We start from the raw sequence: 25,740 nt of genomic DNA, 5'->3' as shown, positions 1-25,740 counted from the left end.
GATGGCGAACAGGCCGGCACCCGGTGGCGGTTTCTGGTCTGTTCGCCATGCCGGCATGCGCTGGCTCCTCTTTTCGCCATCGGGACGCATCGGCCGAAAATTGTTCATTCTGGGCTGGCTGCTGCTGACGGCGATGAACGGTTTCATGCTGTCGGTGCTGCTGGCGCAGGACGAGGGCGGTGCGGGACTGGCGGTATGGACGATCGTGGCGCTCGGCGCTGGGGTGATCACGGTTTGGGCCTCGGCGATGCTGTCGGTCAAGCGCCTGCACGACGTCGACATGGCGGGCGCTCTGGCGGTGCTGATCTTCGTCCCTGCCTTGTCGATCCTGGTCCTCGTGGCACTCGCCGTATGGCCCGGAACACAAGGCCCGAACAGCTTCGGCACCAAGCGCGACGCCCCGCACGCGTGAAACGCCGCTTCGATACGATTTTTAATCTGGCTGGTAAGAAGTGATGACCGAACGCCTCGATACGACAAACCCCGTTGAAGCGCTTGCCGCGTTGATCCGATGCCCTTCCGTCACACCCGATGAAGGCGGCGCGCTCGCCACTCTCGAGGCTATGCTGGAGCCGCTCGGCTTTGCGGTCGAGCGCGTGACGTTCCGTGAACCCGGTACGCCCGATGTCGAAAATCTGTACGCCCGCCTCGGCACGGCTTCACCACACATCATGTTCGCCGGCCATACCGATGTGGTGCCCGTGGGCGATGCCCGATCCTGGACGCATGGACCCTTCGACGCGGCCATCGTCAATGGCGAGATGGTCGGCCGGGGCGCTGTAGACATGAAGGGCGGCATCGCCTGTTTCGTCGCCGCGTGCGCCCGTAATGTCGCTCGCCACGGCGCGCCGTCGGGATCGATTTCTTTCCTGATCACCGGCGATGAAGAGGGGCCTTCGATCAACGGCACCGCCAAGCTTTTGGAGTGGGCGGCAGGGAAGGGCGAGCGCTGGGACGGCTGCGTCGTCGGCGAGCCGACCAATCCCGCAGCCCTCGGCGACATGATCAAGATCGGCAGGCGCGGGTCGCTTTCCGCAACACTGGTCGTCAACGGCGTTCAGGGCCATGTCGCCTATCCGCATCTGGCGGACAACCCGGTGCATTCCATCCTTTCACTGTGTCAGGCCCTGCTGGCCCCGGCGTTCGACGAAGGCACCGACAATTTTCCGCCGACCAATCTCGAAGTGACCTCGATCGACGTCGGCAATGCGGCGACGAATGTGATTCCCGCTCGTGCAACGGCTGCCTTCAACGTGCGTTTTAACGATGTATGGGAGGCAGAGACGTTGCAGACCGAGATTCACAACCGGCTCGACCGTGCAGCTGAAGATTTGCGCGCCGGCAGCAGTGCTTCGCCGGTTGACTTTGAGGTTCAGTGGCGCGAGCGGCCCAGCCACGTTTTCCTGACGCGCGACGAAAATTTGATCGCAACGATGCAGGATGCTGTGACGGCGGTGACTGGCAGCAAGGCTGCCCTGTCGACGACTGGGGGGACCTCCGATGCAAGGTTCATCAAGGACTATTGCCCCGTCGTGGAGTTTGGCCTTGTAGGCAAGACCATGCACATGGTCGATGAGCGCGTGGCATTGGCGGACCTGGAAACGCTGACCACGATATACTCGGACTTTCTCGATCGCTGGTTCGGCGGATGACGACGAGCTCCGACATCGGCCGTTATCTGTCCGGCGTCGAACGGCTGACGCGCAACGACGCAAAGGGCTTTCATCGGCTCGACCTGACGGCTGACGGCTTCTGGACCTCCTTCGCGGCAATTCCATATGCCTTGCCGGCCTTTGCCGTCTCCTGGATGCATTATCGTGGGGCGTATGCCGCGGCGGCTGGTGACGCGGCGCTGACGGGTCTCGGCTTCTACGTGCGCCTGGCGCTGATCGACATCGTCAACTGGCTGGCGCCGATCCTGATTGTTGCCTTCGTCGCTGCGCCGCTCGGCCTGTCTGCCAATTTTGCACGCTGGGTGATCGCAACCAACTGGCTGAGCCTGCCGGTCGCCTACGTCATGGCCGTGCCAGTCGCGTTGATGATGATCGCGCCGTCGCTGGAGACGATCGCGGTGATCATGTCGCTGGTCTTCTTCGTTCTCGTCATCGCGGTCTTCTTCAGGGTGACCCGTCTGGCATTCGATAACGACGTGCCTGTCGCCTTGGCTATCACCGTCGGTCTCGTCGTCCTCTCTTTTGCGATGACGGGGATGTTGCAGGCAGCCTTCGGACTGAGCTTCGAGCCCATACCTTCCTGACGATCGCCTCAGATCGATCGTTGATTGACGCGCTCCGACAGGGCCTTCGCGGTCTCCACCCGCTCGGAATAGCGATCGGTCAGATAGTCCGTCCGGCCGCGCAGCAGCCAGGTGAACTTCATGAGTTCCTCCATCACGTCGACCACGCGATTGTAGTAGGGCGACGGTTTCATCCGGCCGTTTTCCTCGAACTCGGCAAAGGCCTTCGGCACGGAAGACTGGTTCGGAATGGTCACCATGCGCATCCAGCGACCGAGAACGCGCAACTGGTTGAGCGTGTTGAAGCTCTGCGACCCACCCGAAACCTGCATGAGCGCCAGCGTCCTCCCCTGCGTTGGCCGCACACCACCGAGCGAGAGCGGCAGCCAATCGATCTGCGATTTCATCACACCGGTCATCGCGCCGTGACGCTCGGGCGAGCACCAGACCTGGGCCTCGGACCACAGCGACAGGTCGCGCAGTTCGGCGACCTTTGGATGATCAGCCGCGCTTTCATCGGGCAGCGGCAATCCGCTCGGATCGAAAAATCGGACCTCGGCACCGTAGCCCATGAGGATGCGGGCGGCCTCTTCCGCCAGAAGGCGAGAATAGGAACGCTGGCGCAACGAGCCATAGAGCATCAGGACCCGGATGGGATGGGTCGGTTGCGCGGGATCGAACAGCGCCGCGCTGTCGATCGGGTGGAAGGCCTGCTCGTCGAGGTGCGGTGTCTTGGGGTCGAGAGGTCGGTTCACGAGTTGCCGCGCTCACGCTGACGCGGAGCGACCGCAGTTCCGTCTTCCTTCCGGAATGCCCCGATATCGGGGTTGGGAAGGATGTCGAGCACCACCTCGGAAGGGCGGCAAAGGCGCGTGCCAAGCGGTGTTTCAACGATCGGACGATTGATCAGAATGGGATGATCCATCATCGCATCTATGATCTCGGCATCGGTCAACCGCAGATCATCAAGATTGAGCTCGTCATAAGGCGTGCCTTTCTGCCGCAGAAGATCGCGCGGCGACATATCCATGGCGGCGATCAGGTCCATGAGACGTTCCCGCGAGGGAGGTGTCGCCAGGTACTCGACGATGTGTGGCTCCTCGCCTGACGCACGGATCATGGCAAGAGTGTTGCGCGACGTGCCGCATCGCGGATTGTGGAAGATCGTGATCGTCATGGCTGAAGCCCAATTCTATAAAGCGATAAATCCAGATTTTTGGATATATCAAGCGCACCGATGAAGCAATAGGTGGCGTGCGCTTGTAGGGGGTGCTGGCGTTGCCTACATCGGGCGGGAAGAGAAGGCGGAGCATGCCCATGATCGTCAAGGCCGCGCGACTGGCCGTCGCCAATCTGTTTGCCCCGGAAACGCGATCCGCCTTCTGGAAGGTGATCGGGCTGACGCTGCTGATGCTCATCGGTCTCTGGTTCCTCATTACCGGGACATTCAGCGAGTTCACTCTTCCGTGGCTTGCAGGCTTTTTCCCCGAGATGCCGGAATGGGCTGGTGTCGCCGGCTTTCTTTTTGCCATTCTTGCCTCGATCGCGCTTGCCTTCGGGCTGGCTTTTCTCATCGCACCGATCTCGGTGCTGATCGCCGGTTTCTTTCTCGACGACGTCGCCGAGGCCATCGAGCGCGATCACTATCCGGGTGGCCCAACGGGCAGGGCGCTGAGTCTCAGGGACTCGTTACCCCATACCATCAAGTTTCTCGGCGTCGTGATCCTTGGAAACCTGCTTGCCTTCTCGCTGCTGTGGGTACCCGTGGTAAACCTGGTGGCATTCTTCACCGTCAACGCCTATCTGCTGAGCCGCGAATTCTTCGAGTTCGCTGCCATGCGCTACCACTCCCCCGAAGAAGCCAGGCAACTGCGCTCGCGGTACGGCACAACGGTCTTTATGGCCGGCCTGCTGGTAGCGGGGTTCCTGGCCATTCCGCTGCTCAACATCCTGACCCCGCTTTTTGCAGCCGGGCTGATGGTGCATCTGCATCAGATGATCGCGCAGAAAGATCCGGAAATCTCGCTCCAGCCGGGTCCGGCGACGACCTGAAGCGCTTCACGCCGGCAACTGATCCAGTTCGACGATCGGAGCAGGAACGGCGCAGGTCTTCTCCTTGGCCTTGCAGATATCGGCGATGATGCAGCGTTCGCACTCAGGTTTGCGCGCTTTGCAGACATAGCGGCCGTGCAGGATGAGCCAATGGTGGGCGTGGTAGAGGTATTCAGCCGGAATGATCTTCAAGAGCGTCGCCTCGACCTCGTCCGGAGTTTTGCCGGGCGCAAGACCAATCCGATTGCCAATGCGGAAGATATGCGTATCGACGGCGATCGTGGCCTGCCCGAATGCCATGGAGAGCACGACATTAGCCGTCTTGCGCCCGACGCCGGGCAGCGTCACCAGAGCCTCACGGGTCTGCGGCACCTCGCCGCCGAAATCGTCGACCAGTTTCCGACTGAGCGCGATCACGTTTTTGGCCTTGTTGCGATAAAGACCGATCGTCTTGATGTGCTCGCGCACAGCGTCTTCTCCGAGCGCCAGCATTTTCTGCGGCGTGTCGGCAATGGCAAAGAGCTGGCGCGTGGCCTTGTTGACGCCGATATCCGTTGCCTGGGCGGAAAGTGCGACCGCGACGACAAGCGTGAATGGATTGACGTGCTCCAACTCACCTTTCGGTTCGGGGCGTTGCAGCTTGAACCGACGGAAAATCTCGTGGATCTCGTCACTGTTGTAACGGCTGCGGCGCGTCCTGCGACGGACGGAAGTGGCGGCTTGGGGCGAGGAAGTAACGGTTTTTGACTTGGGCTTTTGCATCGGCCCTCTATAATCAGTGGTCATGACAGAAGGCAATCAGGCGGCCGCAATGGCCGATACACCGGTTTTCGAGGCACTTCTGACACCCCATCGCTCGCTGGGGCGTGGTGGCTTTGCGATCCTGATGAGCATCACCGCCGCATTGTGCCTTGCGCATGGCGCCGTCTTTCTGGCAGCGGGTGCCTGGCCGATCTTCGCCTTTTTCGGCCTCGACATCCTTTTGCTCTATGGCGCGTTCTGGCTCAATTATCGGTCCGGGCGCGCTCGCGAGCATGTCAGTGTATCCCGCACCAACCTGTCGATCCGCAAGATCGCGCCATCCGGGCGGATGGCGGAGCATCGATTCAACCCGTTCTGGGCCCGCTTTGCCGTCGCGCGCCACGACGAGATCGGCATCACCCGCATGCAGGTAAAGGGCGAGGGCCGCGCGACGGATGTCGGCTCCTTCCTCAATCCCGATGACAGAGAGAGTTTTGCCCGCGCGTTCGCCGGCGCGCTGGCAAAGGTCAGGGGGCGTTAGAGCGCGAAGCGTGTGGCGTCGGCACCGTAGTAGTTGACGTAGCGTGGATTGATTGCGCTGCGCGGCAGGACGACCACGACATCGGTCGTGCCGAAGGCGCGGTCGATGACGGCACCTTCACCGAATGTCGCTCCAAGCCGCAAATAGCCCTTGATCAGCGGTGGCATTGCCGACAGCGCCTCACGCGGCCGCACCGCCTCACTCGGCATCAGGTCCATCTTGCGGAAAAGCTCCGGCAGGGCGCTGACCGACCACGCCCCCTTCGTCGGGGCATGATGGTGGAGGAACGAAAGCGCCAGTGCATGGGCTTCCGGCCTCGTGCCCGGAAAGGATGCGCAGCCGAACATCGCATCGATACCATGCCGCTGGCAGTAGGCCCAGATGCCCTGCCACAGCAGTTCGACGGTCCGGCGCGTGCGGTAGGCGGGCAGGACGCAGGACCGGCCAAGTTCGAGAAAGCGTTTTTGCGGATGGCGCGCGAGCATGTCGTCGACGGCAAACTCCGACGCGGAGTAGAAACCGTGATGCTCCTTGGCGACGGACTGGCGCAAGAGGCGGTACGTTCCGACGATCTGATCCTCGCAATCACCGTCGATCGCGGGGTCGATGACGAGCAGATGGTCGCAATAGGTATCGAACCCGTCCATGTCCCGCCGCGCGCGCGCGGAGGCAGGCGACATGTGCGCGCCCATCTCATCAGCAAAGACGCGGTAGCGTATAGCCTGTGCCGCACAAATTTCCCGCCGGCTCTGCGCCAGACGGGTCGTCAGCCCGCCCATGCGGCCGAGGATCCGCGGGTCGGCGATATCTTGCGGGGCAGTCGTTCCAATGGCCAGGGCGGCGGAACCAAGGTGGTCGCTCGAGCCTTGGCGAAGGTCGATCGTCATGGCGAATCTTCCGTATCGAATGTCTGGGCGCCTTAAATCATGGCTGTGCGACAGCATGGTGACAACCCTTGACGCAATCGTCGCGGCCAGAGTCCTAACGGCGGGCGGCGAGATGTTCGATCGCCTGTGTCAGGCGGACCGGGTCGATGGGCTTTTCCAGATAGAGGTCGGCGTCGGAAGCTGCGCCTGTCTGGCTGTGCACGGTGCGTCCATCGGCGGTCAGCAGCGCCACAGGAATGCGTGGAAGGTCGAACGCCGCCTGATGCGCGCGAATGTGCTTCAGCGCCGCAAGGCCGTCGAGGCGCGGCATGGCGACATCTGTGATGACCAGGTCGAAGCGGCAGGCATGAGTCTGTGGATCGAACAGGGTCTCGATGAGCGCCTGCCCGTCTTCGACAAGCGTGACAACGTGTCCGGCCTGGCGCAAAACGTTGCATACGATCAGCGCGTTCACCGGATTGTCCTCCGCCACAACGATCTCAAGCTTGCCGCCGGACCTTTCAGCCTGATGGAGGCGGCTGGCGTCAGGATGCGGCTGGGGTCCGGCAAACCGTCCCTCGATCACGGCCCGCAACGACGCCTGCCGGATCGGCAAGACCAGCCAGCCGTCGAAGCCGTCCTCGGCGAGGCTCTTCAGCCGCTCACGCCTGGCGGGCGTCACGGCCAGCAAACGGCAAGGGCCGCCAGCGGCGCGCGCTGGCAAGCCGGGAAGGGCGGAGCCATGGTCCCCGGCACTTTCATCGTCAATGATGATGTGGGTGGGGTCGCGCATCTCTCCTGGCTGATCGATAGCATCGACGATCTCGACAGCCGCTCCGTCCGCCAGCAGTCGTTTAGCGATGGCGTCGGCCGTTTGTCGTCGCTGCATGAGGATGAGCACCCGATGCTTGCCGCCCCCGTCAACCGGCCGCACGGGCTCCGGTCTGTCGAGCGGAAGGCTTACGGTGAAGCGGCTACCGATGCCTTCCGCGCTTTCAACGTCGATCGAACCGCCCATGGCCGCCACGATGCGCGCGGAGATGGAAAGCCCGAGGCCGACGCCCGAACGTCCCTGGCGGCCGTTTCCTGCCTGCTCGAATTCCTCGAATATGCGCATGCGGTCACGCGGCGCCAATCCCGGACCGGTATCGCTGACATGGATCGATAGGACGCCGCGGGCATATCCCGTTTCGACGCCGATTCCGCCGGCTTCGGTGAACTTCACCGCGTTGCCGATGAGGTTGAATAGCACCTGCCGCACCCTGTCATGGTCGATGACGGCGCATTGGGGTGTGTCGGGCATGATGCAGGCAGCGATGTCGAGGCCTTTTTCGTGGGCGCGTGCCGACATCAGTTCGGTCGCCTCTTCGATGAGCCGATGCAGATCGCCGCGCTCCGGATTCAACTGGAAGCGACCCGCTTCGATGGCCGAAAAATCGAGCAGGTCGGAGACGAGATCGAAAAGAGTATCGCCGGACCGACGCACCGCCGCGACATAGCTCTCCTGCTCCGCCGAAAGCGTCGTGCGCTCGAGAAGGTGGGTCATTCCAAGGATGCCGTTGAGCGGAGTGCGGACCTCGTGGCTCACCATCGCAAGAAATCGAGACTTGGCCCGATTGGCTTCCTCTGCCCGGTGACGCGCTTCGATCAGTTCGTCGGCGTAATCAAGCCCGGGCGCGGGGGATCGCGAATGACGGGGCGCGGCGAATGCGGCAATAACCGCAACGATGGCGCAACCGCCGAGAAGGATGGCGAGCAGGTCCGGCGCGAGCCGTGCACCCCACGCCGCTATCGCCAGGAACAACGAGATGCCGATCAGCACCGGCGCCGCGGTCGGTGCCGCGCGCACCCGCTCGATCGCGCTTTGCGAGCGCGGGGCGTCGCCATGCTTGCGGTCGGGTTGGGCGTCGTCGACATAGGCCATGCCGTGAGGCTAGCAGGCTGGGCCTAGAGAAGATTTTCGCCTTTTCGTAAGAATTTACCGGTTTCCGAAAGGATCAGACCGCCTCCACTTCCTTCACTTCGGGAATGAAGTGGCGAAGAAGATTCTGGATGCCGTGCTTGAGTGTCGCGGTGGAAGAGGGGCAGCCGGCACAGGCGCCCTTCATGTTCAGGAAGACGGTGCCTTCCTTGTAGCCCTTGAAGGTGATGTCGCCGCCATCCTGGGCAACGGCCGGGCGGACCCGTGTTTCAAGCAGTTCCTTGATCGTCGTGACGATCGTGGTGTCGTCGGCGTCGAAGAACTCACCGTCACCGTCGGCCTGCGGCGCATGCGTCTTCGCCATGACCGGATCTCCGGACATGAAGTGTTCCATGATGGTGCCGAGAACCGCCGGCTTCAGGTGCTGCCATTCCGGCCCTTCGTCCTTCGTGATGGTCACGAAATCATAGCCGAAGAAGACGCCATTCACGCCGGGAATGGAAAAAAGCTTGGCGGCGAGCGGCGAGGCCTCGGACGCTGAATCTTCGTCGCGAAAATCGGCGGTGCCATCGTCCATGACGACCTTGCCCGGCAGAAACTTGAGGGTTGCGGGGTTCGGCGTGGCTTCAGTCTGGATGAACATCGGGGTGTCTCCCTCGCGCGGCTCGGAGCATCGAGCGGATGCCAGTTTGGAATGTTTCCAAACAAGATATGCGGTTCCGATGGTGCATTCAAGCCGCCGGCCCCGGAAATGTGGAATATGAGAGACTACAATAGCGAGGGATGCGCGTCAGCTCAACGCATCGATATCCTCGTCCGACAGGTCGGTCGGGATGACGGTAACCGGAACGGGAAATGCGACCGAGCCGCGTGCCGCTATCGCTGAAACAAGCGGACCGGGGCCTTCTTTCGTCGATCCGGCTGCCAGAACAAGGATGGCAATGTCCTTGTCTTCCTCGATCAGCGCGTTGATTTCCTCGCGGGTCGTGCCCTGGCGGACGACCGTCTCCGCGTCGATGCCGATCGATTCCCGGACATTGCTCGCCGATTTGGCGAGGCGCGTCTCCGCTTCCTCAACGGCCTCGGCCTTCATGATCTCCTCGACGCCGAGCCAATGCTGGAAATCACCGGGTTCGACCACATAGAGAAGGACCAGGCCGCCGCCCGAATTCTTGGCGCGCATCGCCGCGTAGCGAACGGCTCTCTCGCATTCGGGGGTGTCGTCAAGCACCGCCATGAACTTGCGGCGGTGCCCCTCTTCGCGCGAAAGTCGTCTTGATACCATGGCGCGGACATTGCCACTGCCGCGACCAGCCGGCAAGTGCGCAATTGGTTCTTCGGCCCGGAGTGTTTATCGTTGGCGATCGTCTGCTCGAACCCGATGGCGCTAACGCACTGGCGAGAGCTCCAAAGCCTCATCGTCAGATGAACCCGATGATCTCCTTGACGTCCCGCATCGTCTGCGCGGCAATGGCATTGGCTTTCTCGGCCCCAGCCCTCAGCACCTCATCGATATGCGCAGGATCGTCCATCAACCGCCGCATCTCGCCGTTCATCGGCGCCAGCTTCTCCACGGCCAGATCGGCCAGCGCTGGCTTGAACGCAGAAAATTGCTGACCTCCGAACTCCGCCACGATCTCTGCCCGCGTCTTTTCAGCCAAGGCAGCATAGAGCGTGACAAGATTGTCGGCCTCTGGCCGCCCCGCAAGTCCTTCCACTTCGGACGGAAGGGCATCCGGGTCGGTCTTGGCCTTGCGGATTTTCTTGAGGATCGTGTCGGAATCGTCGGTGAGGTTGATGCGTGACAGGTCCGAGGGGTCCGATTTGGACATCTTCTTCGTGCCGTCGCGCAGGCTCATGACGCGCGGCGCCGGCCCCTCGATCAGTGGCTCGGTCAGCGGGAAATAGGCATCGACGCGTTCCTCGCCGACGACCGTCTCGACAGCCTTGCCGGTCTGACTGATCTTGCGCGAGAAATCGATGTTGAACTTCATCGCGATGTCGCGCGTCAGCTCCAGATGCTGCTTCTGGTCGTCTCCCACCGGCACGTGTGTGGCGCGGTAGAGCAAAATGTCCGCAGCCATCAAGCTGGGATAGGCAAGGAGCCCGAGCGAGGCGTTCTCGCGGTCCTTGCCGGCCTTGTCCTTGAACTGCGTCATCCGGTTCATCCACCCGATGCGTGCGACACAGTTGAAGATCCAGGCCAACTCGGCGTGTCCGGAGACGGCAGACTGGTTGAAGACGACATGCTTGCTCGGGTCGATCCCGGCGGCGAGAAACGCTGCGGTGATGGAACGGGTCTGTCCCGGCAGGTCCTCATGAACGAGCTGCGCGGTGATGGCGTGCAGATCGACGACGCAATAGATGCAGTCGTAGCTTTCCTGGAGCGCGACGAAGCGCTTGATCGCGCCGAGATAGTTGCCGAGGTGGAGATTTCCCGTCGGCTGGACGCCGGAAAAGACGCGCTGTTTGAATTCGGCCATGCCATGCCGGGCTTGTGGAGGGCCCGCTCCCTGTTGTCGGCCAAGTGGCCCATTGAAATCGCCGGCCTTATGCATGGTGGAAGGCGCCGCTGCAAGGGCCGGCGGCGACGGGGTGGGAGAGCTGCCTGTCAGCGTCGTCGAACGATCTTCAGGAGATGGCGCTTTTCGATGGCGCCCGTCGCCAGGGTGAACGCAAAATAGACCGCAGCGCCAGCCGCGATGGTGCCGCTGACCGAACCGATCCGGACCAGGATGTTGGCATCGAGCAGAACGGGCTCGAGGAACCGCATGGCAAGAAACAGCGCCACGCCCATGAGCGCGCTGCCGAGCGCGATCAGAACGATCCGGTTGAGCGTCGTGCGCGAAGGACGAAAGAGATCGCGCCGCCACAGCGTCATGGCGAGCAACACCGCGTTGACCCAGCCGAAAAGCGCCGTTGCGATACCGATGCCGACCACGCCGAAACTGGGAAAGAGCGTCAGGCTGGCGGCGATGTTCACGATGACGCCTAGGCCGGCGAACCACATCGGCGTGCGCATGTCCTCGCGGGCGTAGAATCCAGGCTGGAAGATCTTGATCAGGACGAAGGCCGGAAGGCCGATCGCGAAGGCTCTGAGCACCGCGGCGGTGATCTCTGTCGTCTCACGCAGAAAGGCGCCGCGTTCGAAGAGCAAAGCGACAATGGGTTCCGGCATGATCGCGAAACCGACGGCGGCCGGAACGGTGAGGCCGAGACCGAATTCCAGGCTGCGGTTCTGCAGCAGGGCCGCATCGGCCAGATCTCCCGCCTTCAGCGATCGCGCCAGCTCGGGCAGCAGGACGACACCGATTGCGATTCCAATGACGCCGAGCGGAAGCTGCAAAATGCGATCGGCGTAATTCATTACGGCGATCGCGCCGTCCTGGCCCGAAGCGATGATCTGACCGATCAGAAGGTTGATCTGCGTGATGCCTCCCGTGATCGCTGCCGGCAACGCCAGCCAGAGGAGGCGCTTGACGGCGGGCGTTGCCCTCGGTCGCCTCAGGCCGAAAGAAAAGCCTTCCCTGTGCACACCGTGGATGAGGAGTGCCAGCTGCAGCGCCCCCGAGGTCACGACCGCAACGGCCAGAGCCATCCCGAAATATTCGGCTGAAAAGCCGAGCTGGAGACCGCACAGCAACGCAACGATCATCGCGACGTTGAGCAGAACCGGAACGATCGCTGCGAGAAAGTACCGGCGAAAGGAATTCAGAACGCCCGACAGCATGGCGACCAGCGACATGGCGGCGAGATACGGGAACATGATCCGGGTCAGAACGACCGTCAGTTCGAACTTGTCCGGCGTATCGGCGAATTTGGGAGCGATCACCGTTCCGACGAGGAAGGGCGTGAAGATCATGGCCACGGCGCTGAGCAGGATGAGGATCGCCACCAGGACCGAGGCCACCTCGGATGCGAACCTTCGCGCCTGCGCCCGTCCGCCTCCTTCAAGCTCCTTGGCGAAAAGCGGAACGAAAGCCGCGTTGAAGGCGCCCTCGGCGAAGAGCCGGCGGAAAAGGTTCGGAAAACGGAAGGCCGCATAGAACGCATCGGCGACCGGTCCGGCGCCGAGCGTGGCTGCAATCAACGCCTCACGCACAAAGCCCAGCACGCGGCTTGCCAAAGTCGCGCCGCCGACGGTGGCGAACTTCCTGAGCACACTCATCGAGACATCATCGAGCGCGGCGCGCGGGATGCCGCGCGGTCTGCGGTGGCGCAACCATGCCGTTGGGCATCTTCTCGCGCATCTCGTCCTCGATATTGGCCATCACTGCCTTGAGACGGGCGACGATGTTGGCCTGACGGGATTCGCTCACAATCTTGTGGCCGACGAGATCGGTGACGTAAAAGTTGTCGATCACCTTCTCGCCGAATGTGGAGATGTGGGCCGAGGCAATGTCGAGCGACAGGTCCGACAGGCAGGCGGTGATGTCGGCCAGAAGGCCCGGCCGGTCGAGACCCTCGACCTCGATCACGGTGAACTTGTTCGACAGCGCGTTGGAAACGGCAACGGCTGGAGCCACGGTGAATGCTCTTGCCTTGCGCGGCTGGCGCGCTTTCGGCGCCATGACGTCCGGCAGGCGCTTGCGGCCGGCCAGCATGTCCTCGATCAACCGGCCGATGCTCATGCCCCGGCGTACCTCGTCCGCATCGTCGGAAAATTCCCGGTTGATCAGGATCGTGTCGAGTGCGCGGCCGTCCGACGTCGTGAAGATCTGGGCATCCGCGATATTGGCGCCCGCCGCCGCACATGCCCCCGCCACGAGGGTGAGAAGACGCGGATGGTCCGGTGAGAGAACGGTGATCTCCGTGATCGCATGAAAGGAATGGGTTCGCACCATCGTGGCGAGAACCTTTTCCGCGCGGTCTGCGTCGCGAATGAACGCGGCATGGCGGACCTGGTCATCGATCTCGGTGGAAAGCAGATAGGGCTCGTAGTGCAATCCGAGATAGCGCTCGCGCTCCTCGTCGTCCCAGTCCGCCAGCGCCTTCTCCAGTTGCTCGGCCGCAAATGTTGCCCGCTCCCTGCGCGAGACCTCCGAAAAGCCGCCGGAGAGGAGCAGTTCGGTTTCATAGTAGAGCGTGCGGAGCAACTGGCCCTTCCACCCGTTCCACACGCCCGGACCGACGGCGCGGATATCGCAGACGGTCAGGATAATGAGAAGCTTCAGCCGGTCGAGCGACTGCACCTTTCCTGCGAAATCCTCGATCGTCTTGCGGTCGTTGAGGTCGCGGGCCTGAGCGATCATCGACATCGTCAGATGCTCCTCGATCAACCAGGCGACGAGGTCGGTCTGCTTTTGTGACAGGCCGAGCCGGGGGCAGAGCTTTCGCGCCACTTTTGCACCGGCGATCGAATGATCCTCGGGACGCCCCTTCGCCACGTCGTGCAGGAAGACGGCGACATAGAGCGCTTCGCGTTCCTCGATGCTCGGCATCAGTTGCGACGAAAGCGGATGCGCATCACCGTCCCGGCCATTGTCGATGCCGGACAGGACGGCCACCGTTCGGATGAGATGCTCGTCGACCGTATAGTGGTGATACATGTTGAACTGCATCATCGCGACGATCTTGCCGAATTCTGGAATGAACTTGCCCAGAAGGCCCGCCTCGTTCATGCGCCTCAGGATCAAGGCCGGATCGCGCCGTGAGGTGAGGATCGAGAGGAAGAGCCTGTTGGCTTCCTCGTCTTCACGCAGGCCGCTCTTGACCAGTTTCAGCGATCGGGTCACCCGTTTCAGCGCATCGGGATGGAATTCCAGGCCATTGATGTCGGCCAGATGGAAGAGCCGGATCAGGTTGACCGGATCGCGCTTGAAGACGTCCTTGTCGGCGATAGTGATACGGCCGCGGTCTTCCAGAAAGTCGAGCGTGCCGGCGATCTTGCGGGTGCGGTGCGCGAACCGGCTGATCATCGCCGTCAGCCCGGGCGCTTCCTTGGCCTGCTGATCCTCCAGTTCGGCACAGATGATCCGCGTCAGGTCGCCGACGTCCTTGGCAACGAGGAAGTAGTGCTTCATGAACCGCTCGACCGCCGACAATCCCGGATGGTCGTGATAGCCGAGCGCCTCGGCGATCTCGCGCTGGATGTCGAACGAAAGCCGTTCCTCCGCCTTGCCCGTCAGGAAGTGCATCTGACAGCGCACCGCCCAAAGGAAATCCTCGGCCTTGCGAAAGATCTTCATCTCCGTGCGTGACAGGACGCCGAGTTTGACCAGATCCTCCGTATGTCGGATCCGGTAGAAGTATTTGGCGATCCAGAACAGGGTATGAAGGTCGCGCAGTCCGCCTTTGCCTTCCTTCACATTGGGCTCGACGAGATAGCGCGTGTCGCCGGCCTTCATGTGACGCTGGTCGCGTTCGGCGAGCTTGGCCTCGATGAATTCGGGCGCCGTGCCCTTGACCACCTGTGTGTCGAAGCGCGCGGCCAGCTCATCGAAAAGCGCGCTGGATCCGCAGACATAGCGCGCTTCCAGGATGGCGGTGCGGATCGTGATGTCGCTGCGTGAAAGGCGGACGCATTCGTCGATGCTGCGCGTGGCATGCCCCACCTTCAGCCCCATGTCCCAGAGCAGGTAGAGAATGAATTCCACGATGCGCTCGGACCAATCGGTGCTTCCCTGCGGCAGGATGAAGAGCAGGTCGATATCCGAACCGGGCGCCAGCGTACCACGGCCATAGCCGCCGACCGCGGCGACAGCCATCCCGTCCTCTCCCTTGCTGTCCTCGCCGTTATGGACGTGGCGGACCGCGAAAGAGAAGAGCGCGGAGATGATGACATCCTGCAGATGCGATATCCGCGCCGCACAGAGCGTGCCGCTGCCATCTTCCGCAAGAAGGTCACGGGCGCGCTGGCGACCGGCCTGGCTGACGCGCCGGATTTCCGCTAGAACCGCCTGGCGGGTTGCGTTCGCATCGATGCCATCGACCGCCAATTGCTCCAGCATCGCGTGCAAGGCAGGCGTGTCGACGATATCGTTGAAATTGGAACGCTCTGCGGTCATTGGGCCAGCCGGTTAAAAGGGTCTGTGCGCGCTATAGCGCATTTTTCCCGCTGCGCGCCATCAGTCGCGTCGCGAAAAGCCGGTGTCGAGCCGCGATGTCAGCAGCTCGAAGAATCCCTCGGCATCGACATCGCGCATGACCATGGCGTTCGCCGCCTGACCGGTCACGCCCCACCAGTCGACGACGGTCATGCCGCGCGTCAGCTCCGACATCGTTTCGATCTCCACATTGCACATCCGCCCGGAGAAAAGGTCAGGCTTCAACAGGTAGGCGATGACGCACGGATCGTGAAGCGGTCCGCCGTCCGTGCCGTATTTCTCCTCGTCGAACCGCTCGAAGAACAACAGCATTTCGCTCAACGCCTTAGCCGCGCGGGAGGGCAGCTGTGCGATGCGCTCGGTGCGCACGCGGGTGGTCAGCACCTTGTGTGTCACATCAAGCGGCATCATCACGATCGGAATTCCGGAGCGAAAGACGATATCGGCTGCCTCCGGATCGACGTAGATGTTGAATTCAGCGGCCGGGGTGATGTTGCCTCCCTCGAAGAAGCCGCCGCCCATCAACACGATCTCGCGAACCCGCCCCGCGATCTCCGGCGCGTCATGCAGCGCCTCGGCGATGTTGGTGAGCGGACCGAGGGCGCACAGCGTGACCGACTGTTCCTCATTTTCCAGAATGGACCGCACGATGAACGCCGACGCATCCTCGACCTGCATGGCCATCGTCGGTTCATCGAGCGCAGGACCGTCGAGTCCGGACTTGCCGTGGACGTGTTCGGCGGTCACCAGCGGGCGGGTGAGGGGACCTGCGGCACCGGCGAATACCGGCACGTCGCGGCGCTCCGCCAGTTCGCAGATGATCCTTGCGTTGCGGGCCGTGAGATCGAGCGGCACGTTGCCGGCGACCGCCGTGATGCCGAGAACGTCCAGTTCGGGACTGGCGAGCGCCAGGAGGATGGCTGCGGCGTCGTCCTGTCCGGGATCGGTGTCGATGATGATCTTCTGGCGTGTGTCGTCAGCCATGATGATCCCCAATGCTGATAGGTGATGATTCTGTCACGCCCGGACTATCGTGTGGGCTGCCTGCGACCGCAAGGCGCTTGCACTGCACAATGCGCCCTCCCATATTGGAGACAACGAAGATGCCGAAATCGGGTCTTCTTTATCAGGTCGCTTGACAGCAAGGACTGACGGACGATGTCACGCATGACACCATTCTCGAGCCCGCTTCTGCTGGGCTTCGACACCATGGAAAAGACGCTGGAGCGTATCGCCAAGGCGTCCGATGGTTATCCGCCCTACAACATCGAGCGCATTCGGGCCAACACCACACGGGGCACGGGCGACCGCCTGCGCATCACGGTGGCTGTCGCCGGTTTCGCCGATGACGAGCTTGACGTCACCACTGAAGAGAACCAGTTGATCATCAGAGGTCGACAGGCGGAAGCCGATGATCGCGAGTACCTCCACCGCGGGATCGCCGCGCGCCAGTTCCAGCGCGTTTTCGTCCTCGCGGACGGCATTCAGGTGCTCGCGGCCGAACTCAGGAATGGTCTGCTATCCATTGATCTCGCCCGTCCGGAGCCGCAGCGAATGGTAAAGAAAATTAATATTTCGGTCCCAGACTGAAACTTGTCGAGCGAGGTCCGGCAATTCCCAACCGGGTTCCCTCGCTTCTGGAGAAAAGCAATGGCTTTCAAGGAATTGACGCAAAAGGACCCGGCAGGCCACGCATTGGCTGCCACGATCACCGCAACGGAACTCGCTGACCTTGGCAATGGAGAGGTCGGCTACATCCGCAAGATGCGTTCCGATGAGGTCGCGGAGAAGTTTCCTCAGGCACCCGATCTGGAGCCAGGTCTCGATCTCTGGGCACTCTTTGGTGCGGATGGTACGCCGATCCTGCTCAGCGACAGCCGTTCGAGCGCCTTCTACAAGGCAGCTGAAAACGAGCTCAGCACGGTTAGCGTACACTGACCTCGATCAGTGGCAAAGGCACGAGTCCATCGTGCCTTTGCCAAAGCGAGCGACACGGCGTTCAGGCCGCGTTCGAAGCTTCGGTTTGCGTGAGGAAGGTGTAGATCGCCGAGGCGGAATTGCTGGCGCGCAGCTTGGCAACCGTATCCGCGTCGCGAAGGACGCGGGCGATCCGTGACAGCGCCTTGAGATGATCGGCGCCTGCGCCCTCCGGCGCAAGGAGCAGGAACACGAGGTCCACCGGCTGGTCATCGAGCGCTTCGAAATCGATCGGCTGATCAAGCCGCGCGAACACCCCGACGATATGGTCGAGCGAAGGCAGCTTTCCGTGCGGAATAGCGATGCCGCTGCCGACGCCCGTGGAGCCGAGCCGCTCGCGTTGCAGGATGACGTCGAAGATTTCCCTCTCTGACAAACCGGTGATTTCAGCGGCTTTCGATGCGAGCTCCTGAAGGAGTTGCTTCTTCGAGTTTGCCTTGAGCGCGGGCAACACCGCGTCCTGGGCAAGCAGATCAGCCAGAGCCATTCCTATTCCTCGCGTTCACCCTCGGACGGGCGGCATCGCCGTTCTGGCAGGCGCTGCCGCCTTTCGTTGTCGTCAGGATTTTGTGTTGGCTGCATCAACCCAGCCAATGTTGCCATCTTGCCGGCGGTACACCACGTTCAACTCGTCGTTGCCGGCATTGCGAAAGATCAGAACCGGTTCGTCCGTCAGGTCGAGTGCCATGACGGCGCTTGCTACAGTCATCGTCCTTAGCACTTTGGAGCTTTCTGCGACAATGACGGGAGCATAATCCTCAGGAATTTCGTCGTCCTCGTCGATTCCGCCGTCCATGACGCGATAGGCCACTTCGAGGTCCTTGGCCTGGCCATTGCCGGCGTGGTGGTCCTTGAGGCGGCGCTTGTAGCGTCTCAGGCGCTTTTCGATACGCTCCGAAGAGCCGTCAAATGCGCCTTGGGGATCCTGCGATTCTCCGGTGGCCTGGAGAACCACGCCCGTGTCGAGGTGGACCTTGCAGTCAGCCGTGAAGCGCGAGCCGGACTTTTCCACCGTGACCTGGCTGGAATAGCCGCCGTCGAAATATTTGCGCACGGCATCAGCTATGCGATCCTCGATCTTCGTGCGGAAGGTCTCGCCGATTTCCATATGTTTTCCAGACACGCGCACATTCATGGAGAACCCTTTCCTAATCCCGTGATTTGCGATTTCAGCTTATGCCAAGCTTCGAATGCATCCAAGCGGCACGAGGTGCATTTGCCCCTGCGCAGCATCGCATCATCGGTTCTGAATGCCTGTCTGGTACCGGTTTCCGATATAAAGGTCATTTCTGGGCACGTTGGTCCCGAAAAAACCAAAAACCGGCCCTTTCGGCCGGCTGGGCGGGGCACTTACGCGCGATGCCCATCGATGTCAATAACACAAGACGTACGGTCCGCCTCCCGACCGGCCGGCTTCCGGCCTGCAAGGCTCAGCCGGCAGCACGCGCAGCCAGGACCCGTTTCTCCCGGCGGCGCTGGACGGATGAGGCAATGGCCATCGATTCCCTGTACTTTGCGACGGTTCGGCGCGCCAGTTCGACTCCTTGCGCTTTCAACGCCTTAACGATGTCGTCGTCGGACAGCACGGCGTCGGCCTCCTCCCGCGCGATCATTTCGCGGATGGACTGACGCACCGCCTCGGCCGAATGAGCGTCGCCGCCCGCCGACGAGGCGATGGAGACGGTAAAGAAATATTTCAGTTCGAAGATGCCGCGCGGCGTCATCATGTATTTGTTCGACGTCACCCGGCTGACGGTCGACTCGTGCATGCCGATCGCATCGGCGACGGCGCGCAGGTTCAAAGGGCGCAGATGCGTCACACCGTTCATCAGGAAGGCGTCCTGCTGGCGAACGATTTCGCTCGCCACCTTCATGATCGTCTTGGCCCTCTGGTCGAGACTGCGGGTGAGCCAATTTGCGCTTTGAAGGCAGTCGGCGAGAAACGCCTGGTCATCCTCGCTCCGTGCGGCCCTGGTGGAGACTTCGGCATAGTAGGACCGGTTGACGAGGACGCGGGGCAGGGCATCCGAACTCAGTTCGACATGCCACTTGCCATCCGCCGAGGGTCGAACGATGACGTCCGGCGTGATGGTTTCGCTGTGGCTGCCATCGAAGCCGAGGCCGGGCTTGGGGTCGAGCGCGCGGATTTCCGCGAGCATCTCGATCAGGTCTTCGTCATCGACGCCACAGATCCGTCTCAGAGCGGCGAAGTCGCGCCGGGCGAGCAGGTCGAGGTGCTCAAGCAGCGCCGTCATGGCCGGGTCTAGCCGATCGCGTGCCGCCAGTTGCAGTGCGAGGCATTCCGCGAGCGAACGGGCGAACAGGCCGGGCGGCTCGAACTGCTGAAGAATGCCGAGAACCCGCATGAGGTCGCTTTCGCAGACCCCCAGTCGGGCGGCCAGCGTTTCTGGCTCGAAGGCAATGTAACCGACCTCATCGAGATGGTCGGATAGTTCTGCCGCGATCAGGCGATCCGCCGGGTCCCTGAAGGTCAGAGCGATCTGTTCTGCGACGTGGTCGCGAAGAGTCCGGCGTCCGGCGACAAACTCGTCGAGGTCGTGAACGTCGCTGCTCGCGGCTCCGTTTCCGCCGGGCATCGACTTCCAGCTGTCCAGAAGCTCCGGCGATGCGGCGCGCACGGTCGAACTGTCATCGGGAAAGACGTTCTCGTACGTGGTATCGAGCCGGTCGGAGAGGCTTTCCCCATCCTGCGTGACCCCCGCGGCAGCCCAGTCGGTCTCGTCCGAAGCAGGGGCGGCCTCGAACGGCACATCGGGCCGGTCGGCAGAGCCCGCCGGCTCGCCGTCCTCGTTCGCCAGTTCCAACAGCGGATTGCGCTCCACTTCCTGCTCGATGAAGCGGTTCAGCTCGAGATGGGTCAATTGCAGCAGCCGGATCGACTGGATCAGCTGCGGGGTCATCACCAGAGACTGGGCCTGACGCAATTGGAGACTGGCTGAAAGGGCCATGGCGAACAGAAAGGCTCCCTGAACACCACCGGAGCGCAGGGGAATTGCGCGATAGCCGGCGAACTGGCCCGAAAATTGCTTTTTTAGCCGGTGAGGTCAAGTGGCGCGGCTTTTGGCCGCTGGACGGCTCAAAGTGTGAAACGCTCGCCGAGATAGAGGCGCCGTACGTCGGGATTGGCGACGATTTCGTCCGGCCGCCCATGTGTGAGCACCTCGCCCTGATGGATGATGTAAGCTCTGTCTATCAGTCCCAGCGTCTCGCGGACATTGTGGTCGGTCACCAGAACCCCGATGCCACGCCGCGTCAGATGACGCACCAGATTCTGAATGTCGGACACCGCGATCGGATCGACCCCGGCGAAGGGTTCGTCGAGCAGCATGAAGGTTGGGTCGGAGGCGAGCGCCCGCGCGATCTCCAGCCGTCGTCGCTCGCCGCCGGACAGGGCGATCGACGGTGATTTGCTCAGATGCGAGATATGGAACTCTTCCAGGAGTTCGGCGAGCTTGCGCGCCCTTTCCCGGCGGTCCGGCTCGACAACTTCGAGGACGGCGCGGACGTTCTCCTCAACGCTCAACCCCCGGAAAATCGACGCCTCCTGGGGCAGATATCCAACTCCCAGCCGCGCCCGACGATACATCGGCATGGCTGTGACGTCGTGCCCGTCAATCTCGATCGTGCCGTGATCGACGGGCACGAGGCCGGTGATCATGTAGAAACAGGTTGTCTTGCCGGCACCGTTGGGGCCGAGAAGACCGACCGCTTCGCCGCGCCGGACGCCAAGGGAAACGCCGTTGACCACGGCGCGCGACTTGTAGCGCTTGGTCAGGCCGCGCGCGATCAGCGTTCCGTCATAGCGGCTGGCCGGTGCGTCGGTTTCGGCGCGTTCGATGGTCGGGGACTTGCCCCTGAAGAAGCGTGCAAACAATCGGGGGTCCCCGCTGGCGGCAAGAGTGGCTGCCGCTACTGGCCGTTGCGCTGCGAATTCGGATTGAGCTGGATCTGAACGCGGTTGCCACAGCTTTCTAGGCGGGCATTGCCGCTTGCGACTTCGACGGTCAGCTTGCAGCCGACGAGGACGTTGTCGCCTTCCGACAGCACGACGCGATCGCCGCTCAATGTCAGGAGTTCGGAATCCATCTGATAGGTGCCGGCGTCGGCTGTCGCGGTCTGTTCACCTGACTGCAGATAGACGCTCTCGGCGAGTTCGATCCGCTCGATCGCGGCCGTTCCGGTCGATACCGATCCGCTCTCGCCGCTGTAATAGACAGTCATCAGGCCGGCCTTCAGCAGCATGTCACCCTGAACGACATTGACGTTGCCGATGAAGTTGGCGCGACCGTCCTGTTCGCTCACTTCCAGTTCGTCGCTCTCGATCTGGATCGGCTCATCGTTGGAGAGGGCGAAATTGGAATTGCGCTCGATGCCCTGCTGCGCATCGGCAGGGGAGAGGGCGGGACCAAGCATCAGCAGCGCACTCAGCATCGCAGTGGCGGCATATCTGGATACCGACCCGTCAAAAGCTTGCCTGATCGTCGCTTCAGTCGCCATTGTGTTCGCCGTCTTTCTGGCTGTTCCTCAGGGTTGAGGGGTCGATTGTCATCCGCACGTCACGCGTGAAGCGGATGGTCTCGCCGTTATCCCTTATCCGAACCGACTGCGCAACAAGCGAGGTGTTGCCGTTGCGCAGCGTTATGGGCGCATCGGAGCGCATCTCTCCGGCCGCCAGGTCGAAGGCGGCCGATTGCATCTCCACTTCCAGCCCGTCCGAGCTCTTGATGCGAAACGGTGCATCGAGTGTCAGAGTTTCGGCAGTCCGGTCGTAAAGGCCGCTTTCGGCCTCGACCTTGGCCGTCTGCGTGGTGCTGACCGGAAGCTCGGCGGATATGGCGTTCAGCGTGATGAGGTTGGGGCTGCCGACGCTTTGCAGGGCCCGGAATGCATTGACGGTAAAGGTTTGCGCGTCGCCGGTCTGGCCGGTCAACACGGGATTCTCCATGATGATCGTGCCATCCGAGATCGATGCGCGCTCGACGGTGACGTTGTCGGGTAGGGCACGGCTGAGCAGCGAGACGGCGACGAGCGCACCGACGACGAGCACCGTCAAAGCGGGGAACAGCCACTTGAGCATGACGACACGCTGTGAGTGTCGCAGAGCCCGCTGGTACTGAACCGCCGAGCGACCGGCGAAACGGCCGCTCTGGCCCATCTGATGTTCGACACTGGCCATGGTGGGGTGCGTCTGTTTCGTCTCTGGTCCGGATGCGGTCATGATCAGGTATTGTGCCAGACGGCCCGACCTCATCAAGCTTTGCTTCGCTCTACATCGGGCCAATATGGTTATTTTGCGGTTTACCGGCGAGCCGAAATCGACATGCAAAGCTGAAAATCCGGTCCACCAGCAGGACCGAAACGATCGAACCGATCCATCGCGAATGCGCGATCCACCCTCCGCCTGCCGCGTTGAAGCTCTCGCCAAGCCAAGGTAGTCGCCCTTCGCGCGTCTTCTTTCATCTCTCGTATATCGAACACCGGTGCGGCGATATTGATGAGGCCTGTCCCTAGTTGCTTCATTTTAAATGGCAAACGACCACGCACTCTGGTAGACCGACGGCCAATCGGCCCGCGATGGGTCAGCGACGAAGGATGGAGTCCCGTGGACAATCTGGGCATCACCGACCGGCGGCGCCTCAGGCGCAAACTGACCTTCTGGCGCATTGCGGCCTTTGTCGCGCTCGTTGCCCTGGTGGCAGGGCTTGGCCGAATGAGCGGCCTTGCCGGCGAGGGCGAGCGCACACGCGACCATATCGCGCGCGTCGAGGTTTCGGGTGTGGTCACCGCCGACGAAGACCTGCTGGAACGTCTTGAAGACATTAAGGACGACCCTTCCGTCAAGGCACTGATCGTGGCGATCGAATCGCCCGGCGGCACGACCTATGGCGGGGAGCGCATCTACAAGGCCGTTCGCGACGTCGCCGAGCAGAAGCCCGTGGCTGCCGAGGTGCGTGGCCTTGCCGCTTCCGCAGGCTACATGATCGCCAGTGCGACCGACCACATCGTCGCCGGCGAGGCGTCGATCGTCGGTTCCATCGGCGTCCTTTTTCAGTACGGCAATGTCTCGGAGTTGCTGGACAATCTCGGCATTTCGGTTGATTCCGTGAAGTCCGCCCCGCTCAAGGCCGAGCCGTCTCCCTTCGAGCCTGCCGATCCTGCCGCCGAAGAGATGATCCGCGCTCTGGTGATGGATTCCTACGAGTGGTTCGTCGATATCGTCGCCGAGCGCCGTGAGATGAGTGAAGGTGAAGCGTTGGCCCTGGCGGACGGCAGCATCTTCACCGGACGGCAGGCGCTCGACAACGGATTGATCGATGCCCTGGGTGCGGAGCAGGAAATCCGCGCCTTTTTCGAGGAGCGCTCGGTTCCGGCCAATCTCGAAATCATCGAATGGGAGGAAGAGCAGGAGAACCGCTTCTTCTTTGCCGAGGCGCTCGCCGCCGCGATCTCGCAGTGGGCAGGAGCCAACCTCCCCTTCGGCGAGGCATTTGAGGGGCTTAGCGACCGGAAGTTGTTTCTTGACGGTCTTGTCTCGGTTTGGCAGTTTGGCGGCGGACAAGCACGAGACGACTGGGGGAATACACCGTGATCAAGTCGGAACTGGTGCAGATCATCGCATCGCGCAATCCGCATCTGTTTCACCGCGATGTCGAGAACATCGTGAATGCGATCCTGGATGAAGTCACCACCGCGCTGGCCGATGGAAATCGGGTCGAGCTGCGCGGGTTCGGAGCTTTTTCGGTCAAGAACCGACCCTCTCGGTCGGGACGGAACCCGCGCACCGGCGAAACCGTTTTCGTCGAGGAGAAGTGGGTACCCTTCTTCAAGACAGGCAAGGAACTGCGCGAGCGGCTCAATCCCGATCAGGCCAGCTAGGGTCAGACCCAAGCGCCTCCGGGAGACGTATCCGCCACACGCCGATGTTGCTGTCGCGCCTGCCTCTGGTTGTAACCCCGTTCTGAGGGCCGTTGAATGCTCAAGAGACTCGTCAATCTCGTCATCCTGTTGCCGGTCGCCATCGTGCTGATCGTCCTGTCGATCGCCAATCGCGGGCCTGTCACACTGGCCCTGAACCCGTTCGAGCCCAGCGACAGCGTTCTGTCGGTGACCGGGCCTTTCTTTGTTTTCCTCTTCGTCGCCCTGATGATCGGCATCGTCGTCGGTGGCATGGCGACATGGTTTACGCAGAGCCGCTATCGCAAGCGCGCCCGCAGCGAGCATTACGAAGCAGCCAAATGGCACATCGAGGCCGACAGGCAGCGTGAGCGAGCCAACGATCTGGCGCGCCAGACGACGGCGCTGCCCGGTCGCGGCTGAACCGCGCAAGGTCCGGAGAAAGCATGCAGATCATATCCGCGGCCGAAGTCGATGCGGCCTTGAGCTACAACGCCCTCGCCGATGCGCTGGCGCGAACGTTTGCAGAGGGCATCGAGGCGCCGACGCGGCATCACCATACGATCGAGCGGCCCGACGGTGCCGATTCCACGCTGCTGCTCATGCCTGCCTGGACGAACTTTTGCGATCGCGGAAGCTCGTCCCAGGGCTATATCGGCGTGAAGCTCGTCACCGTGAGCCCGGACAACAATGCGCTCGGCAAACCTGCCGTGATGGGCGCCTATCTCTTGAGCGATGGCCTGACGGGCGAACCGCTTGCGCTGATCGATGGCCAGGCACTGACAGTCTGGCGCACCGCCACGGCCTCGGCGCTGGCCGGCCGGTATCTCGCCCGGGAAAATGCCAGCCGCATGACGATGATCGGCGCCGGCAAGCTTGCCCCACACCTGGTGCGTGCGCATGCCGCGATGCGGCCGATCTCCCACGTCACGCTCTGGAACCGCAGCCGCGACAACGCGCAGGCTGTCGCCGAGGTGCTCGCCGACGATCCGTTCGAAGTGGAAGTGGTCGATGATCGGGAGGACGCGATCAGGCATGCCGACATCGTTTCCGCGGCGACGATTTCGGACAAGCCCTTGATCGAGGGGCGCTGGCTGAAGCCGGGCGCGCATGTCGATCTGGTCGGCGCCTTCACGCCGAAGCTGCGGGAAAGCGACGACGAGACGGTACGGCGCGCGACGCTCTTCGTCGATACGTTCGATGGCGCGCTGAAAGAGGGCGGCGACATGGCCCAGCCGATCAAGTCCGGTGTCATATCGCGCGACGACGTGGTGGCTGACCTCGCGATGCTTTGCCGCGGCGACCATGCCGGTCGCACACGCGATGACGAGATCACGCTGTTCAAGTCGACCGGCGCCGCGCTGGAAGACTTCGCGGCGGGCGTGCTGGTCTACGAGACCGTCAGACGAGCGTCGTAAGGCCGCGAGAGGCCGGTTCCGCACCGC

28 protein-coding genes are annotated in these 25,740 nt (G+C 62.3%); 11 read left to right on the top strand and 17 right to left on the bottom strand.

The window, feature by feature from the left end:
* Position 1: 1 nt before the first annotated feature.
* The 3 genes from CN673_RS08335 to CN673_RS08325 are packed head-to-tail and all read left to right on the top strand — an operon-like array spanning position 2 to position 2,257.
* Entirely contained in the window at positions 2–412 is a 411-nt protein-coding gene (locus tag CN673_RS08335; RefSeq protein WP_099865797.1) for a DUF805 domain-containing protein, read from the top strand.
* Between the two features lie 43 nt (positions 413–455).
* On the top strand, positions 456–1,652 hold the full coding sequence (dapE, locus tag CN673_RS08330; protein ID WP_099865796.1) for a succinyl-diaminopimelate desuccinylase: 1,197 nt from the start codon (positions 456–458) through the stop codon (positions 1,650–1,652).
* Positions 1,649–2,257, top strand: coding sequence for a hypothetical protein (locus CN673_RS08325; protein ID WP_099865795.1), 609 nt, complete (start codon positions 1,649–1,651; stop codon positions 2,255–2,257). The genes dapE and CN673_RS08325 overlap by 4 nt, the downstream gene beginning before the upstream one ends.
* 8 nt (positions 2,258–2,265) lie before the next feature.
* On the opposite strand, the gene arsH is transcribed toward CN673_RS08325, so the two are convergent.
* Together arsH and arsC are read right to left on the bottom strand one after the other, a co-directional pair.
* Positions 2,266–2,991, bottom strand: coding sequence for an arsenical resistance protein ArsH (gene arsH, locus CN673_RS08320; RefSeq protein WP_099865794.1), 726 nt, complete (start codon positions 2,989–2,991; stop codon positions 2,266–2,268).
* Complete coding sequence (gene arsC, locus CN673_RS08315; RefSeq protein WP_099865793.1) at positions 2,988–3,413, bottom strand: arsenate reductase (glutaredoxin); 426 nt, start codon at positions 3,411–3,413, stop codon at positions 2,988–2,990. The genes arsH and arsC overlap by 4 nt, the downstream gene beginning before the upstream one ends.
* Positions 3,414–3,553: 140 nt before the next feature.
* On the opposite strand from arsC, the gene CN673_RS08310 reads away from it, so the two are divergent.
* Positions 3,554–4,288 carry a sulfate transporter family protein gene (locus CN673_RS08310; RefSeq protein ID WP_099866108.1) on the top strand — a complete coding sequence of 245 codons (735 nt, stop codon included), beginning with the start codon at positions 3,554–3,556 and terminating at the stop codon, positions 4,286–4,288.
* Positions 4,289–4,294: 6 nt separating this feature from the next.
* On the opposite strand, the gene nth is transcribed toward CN673_RS08310, so the two are convergent.
* Positions 4,295–5,050, bottom strand: coding sequence for an endonuclease III (gene nth, locus CN673_RS08305; protein WP_099865792.1), 756 nt, complete (start codon positions 5,048–5,050; stop codon positions 4,295–4,297).
* Positions 5,051–5,072: 22 nt separating this feature from the next.
* Here nth and CN673_RS08300 point away from each other — a divergent pair, with 22 nt between their 5' ends.
* Complete coding sequence (locus CN673_RS08300; protein ID WP_099865791.1) at positions 5,073–5,570, top strand: DUF2244 domain-containing protein; 498 nt, start codon at positions 5,073–5,075, stop codon at positions 5,568–5,570.
* On the opposite strand, the gene olsB is transcribed toward CN673_RS08300, so the two are convergent.
* The 8 genes from olsB to CN673_RS08260 form a co-directional block, all read right to left on the bottom strand.
* On the bottom strand, positions 5,567–6,457 hold the full coding sequence (gene olsB / locus CN673_RS08295; protein ID WP_099865790.1) for a l-ornithine N(alpha)-acyltransferase: 891 nt from the start codon (positions 6,455–6,457) through the stop codon (positions 5,567–5,569). The genes CN673_RS08300 and olsB overlap by 4 nt on opposite strands.
* Positions 6,458–6,551: 94 nt before the next feature.
* Positions 6,552–8,360: a hybrid sensor histidine kinase/response regulator gene (locus CN673_RS08290; protein ID WP_099865789.1), complete on the bottom strand. Its 1,809-nt coding sequence runs from the start codon at positions 8,358–8,360 to the stop codon at positions 6,552–6,554.
* A gap of 73 nt (positions 8,361–8,433) precedes the next feature.
* Complete coding sequence (locus tag CN673_RS08285) at positions 8,434–9,000, bottom strand: NifU family protein (RefSeq protein ID WP_099865788.1); 567 nt, start codon at positions 8,998–9,000, stop codon at positions 8,434–8,436.
* 147 nt (positions 9,001–9,147) lie between these two features.
* Entirely contained in the window at positions 9,148–9,642 is a 495-nt protein-coding gene (locus CN673_RS08280; protein WP_099866107.1) for a universal stress protein, read from the bottom strand.
* 136 nt (positions 9,643–9,778) lie between these two features.
* The gene (trpS, locus tag CN673_RS08275) at positions 9,779–10,840 is read right to left on the bottom strand and encodes a tryptophan--tRNA ligase (protein ID WP_099865787.1); all 1,062 of its coding nucleotides are present in this window, start codon (positions 10,838–10,840) and stop codon (positions 9,779–9,781) included.
* A gap of 128 nt (positions 10,841–10,968) precedes the next feature.
* Positions 10,969–12,525: a murein biosynthesis integral membrane protein MurJ gene (gene murJ / locus CN673_RS08270; RefSeq protein ID WP_099866106.1), complete on the bottom strand. Its 1,557-nt coding sequence runs from the start codon at positions 12,523–12,525 to the stop codon at positions 10,969–10,971.
* A 7-nt stretch (positions 12,526–12,532) separates the two neighbouring features.
* Positions 12,533–15,307 carry a [protein-PII] uridylyltransferase gene (locus CN673_RS08265; protein WP_370853022.1) on the bottom strand — a complete coding sequence of 925 codons (2,775 nt, stop codon included), beginning with the start codon at positions 15,305–15,307 and terminating at the stop codon, positions 12,533–12,535.
* 117 nt (positions 15,308–15,424) lie between these two features.
* A complete protein-coding gene (locus CN673_RS08260) occupies positions 15,425–16,387 on the bottom strand; it encodes a nucleoside hydrolase (RefSeq protein WP_099866105.1) in 963 nt (320 codons plus the stop codon).
* Between the two features lie 174 nt (positions 16,388–16,561).
* Between CN673_RS08260 and CN673_RS08255 the strand changes: the two genes are divergently transcribed.
* Both CN673_RS08255 and CN673_RS08250 read left to right on the top strand, forming a co-directional pair.
* A complete protein-coding gene (locus tag CN673_RS08255) occupies positions 16,562–16,993 on the top strand; it encodes an Hsp20 family protein (RefSeq protein WP_099865785.1) in 432 nt (143 codons plus the stop codon).
* A 60-nt stretch (positions 16,994–17,053) separates the two neighbouring features.
* Positions 17,054–17,341: a BQ00720 family protein gene (locus CN673_RS08250; protein WP_099865784.1), complete on the top strand. Its 288-nt coding sequence runs from the start codon at positions 17,054–17,056 to the stop codon at positions 17,339–17,341.
* 61 nt (positions 17,342–17,402) lie between these two features.
* Here the strand turns inward: CN673_RS08250 and ptsN are convergent, their stop codons facing one another.
* The 6 genes from ptsN to CN673_RS08220 all read right to left on the bottom strand — a co-directional run bounded on the left by ptsN (position 17,403) and on the right by CN673_RS08220 (position 22,652).
* Positions 17,403–17,867 carry a PTS IIA-like nitrogen regulatory protein PtsN gene (gene ptsN, locus CN673_RS08245; protein WP_099865783.1) on the bottom strand — a complete coding sequence of 155 codons (465 nt, stop codon included), beginning with the start codon at positions 17,865–17,867 and terminating at the stop codon, positions 17,403–17,405.
* A 72-nt stretch (positions 17,868–17,939) separates the two neighbouring features.
* Positions 17,940–18,515: a ribosome hibernation-promoting factor, HPF/YfiA family gene (gene hpf, locus CN673_RS08240; RefSeq protein WP_099865782.1), complete on the bottom strand. Its 576-nt coding sequence runs from the start codon at positions 18,513–18,515 to the stop codon at positions 17,940–17,942.
* 295 nt (positions 18,516–18,810) lie between these two features.
* Entirely contained in the window at positions 18,811–20,349 is a 1,539-nt protein-coding gene (rpoN, locus tag CN673_RS08235; protein ID WP_099865781.1) for an RNA polymerase factor sigma-54, read from the bottom strand.
* A gap of 128 nt (positions 20,350–20,477) precedes the next feature.
* A complete protein-coding gene (lptB, locus tag CN673_RS08230; protein WP_245409847.1) occupies positions 20,478–21,239 on the bottom strand; it encodes an LPS export ABC transporter ATP-binding protein in 762 nt (253 codons plus the stop codon).
* 71 nt (positions 21,240–21,310) lie between these two features.
* A complete protein-coding gene (locus tag CN673_RS08225) occupies positions 21,311–21,898 on the bottom strand; it encodes an LptA/OstA family protein (protein WP_245409832.1) in 588 nt (195 codons plus the stop codon).
* On the bottom strand, positions 21,888–22,652 hold the full coding sequence (locus tag CN673_RS08220; protein WP_099865778.1) for an LPS export ABC transporter periplasmic protein LptC: 765 nt from the start codon (positions 22,650–22,652) through the stop codon (positions 21,888–21,890). Before CN673_RS08220 ends, CN673_RS08225 begins: the two co-directional genes overlap by 11 nt.
* A 351-nt stretch (positions 22,653–23,003) precedes the next feature.
* On the opposite strand from CN673_RS08220, the gene sppA reads away from it, so the two are divergent.
* From sppA to lhpI, 4 genes are all read left to right on the top strand, one after another.
* Positions 23,004–23,990, top strand: a complete 987-nt coding sequence (gene sppA, locus CN673_RS08215; protein ID WP_099865777.1) for a signal peptide peptidase SppA — start codon at positions 23,004–23,006, stop codon at positions 23,988–23,990.
* Positions 23,987–24,277, top strand: coding sequence for an integration host factor subunit beta (locus CN673_RS08210; protein ID WP_099865776.1), 291 nt, complete (start codon positions 23,987–23,989; stop codon positions 24,275–24,277). The genes sppA and CN673_RS08210 overlap by 4 nt, the downstream gene beginning before the upstream one ends.
* Positions 24,278–24,373: 96 nt before the next feature.
* Positions 24,374–24,718: a DUF1049 domain-containing protein gene (locus tag CN673_RS08205; protein WP_099865775.1), complete on the top strand. Its 345-nt coding sequence runs from the start codon at positions 24,374–24,376 to the stop codon at positions 24,716–24,718.
* A 23-nt stretch (positions 24,719–24,741) separates the two neighbouring features.
* Positions 24,742–25,713 (top strand): bifunctional Delta(1)-pyrroline-2-carboxylate/Delta(1)-piperideine-2-carboxylate reductase, encoded by a 972-nt coding sequence (gene lhpI / locus CN673_RS08200; protein WP_099865774.1) that lies wholly within the window; start codon positions 24,742–24,744, stop codon positions 25,711–25,713.
* Positions 25,714–25,740 lie beyond the last annotated feature (27 nt).

The organism is Neopararhizobium haloflavum (assembly GCF_002750855.1).
Taxonomy (GTDB): domain Bacteria; phylum Pseudomonadota; class Alphaproteobacteria; order Rhizobiales; family Rhizobiaceae; genus Georhizobium; species Georhizobium haloflavum.
Note: the sequence above shows the minus strand (reverse complement) of the source record. Positions and strands in the feature narration are given on the sequence as shown.